Source organism: Xenorhabdus entomophaga, assembly GCF_037996725.1.
GTDB classification, from domain to species: domain Bacteria; phylum Pseudomonadota; class Gammaproteobacteria; order Enterobacterales; family Enterobacteriaceae; genus Xenorhabdus; species Xenorhabdus khoisanae.
Genome location: NZ_JBBMXH010000342.1, coordinates 1 through 466, shown reverse-complemented (window position 1 = coordinate 466; position 466 = coordinate 1). Strand labels below are relative to the sequence as shown.

General features: G+C 45.1%; 1 protein-coding gene. It reads right to left on the bottom strand.

Annotated features, from left to right (window positions below; all coding sequences use genetic code 11):
• The coding region (locus tag AAC854_RS23110) for an IS110 family RNA-guided transposase (RefSeq protein ID WP_340619129.1) at nucleotides 1-397 on the bottom strand (397 nt) is incomplete at its 3' end.
• Nucleotides 398-466: the final 69 nt, after the last annotated feature.

Genomic DNA, 466 nt, shown 5'->3' with positions numbered 1-466 from the left:
TATCTTTGATGAGTGATTCTCTGACACGATGCAGTGCTCTCATCGCCTGTTGCGTCTCCGTTCTCGGCTGGACAAAACGCATTGAGGGGCGTGATGCTGCTTCACATATCGCCTCTGCATCAACGAAATCATTTTTGTTACTTTTGACAAAAGGACGAACAAACTGCGGAGATATCAGCTTCGCATCATGGCCTAAATCAGCGATCCGGCGAGCCATAAAATGTGCACCCGCACAAGCTTCCATCACGACGGTAGTCGATGTACACCCAGCTAAAAATTCCATTAATTTTGGGCGGGTAAATTTTTTACGCAGCATAGTCTTGCCGAATTTGTCCTGACAATGGATATGGAAAGAATGCTTGCCGAGATCGATACCAATAAGGGTGACGTTTTGCATGATGGACTCTCCAGAAAAAATACTCTATAAAGAGTATGGTTCACAAGGTGGGGAAGACCATCTCATTAA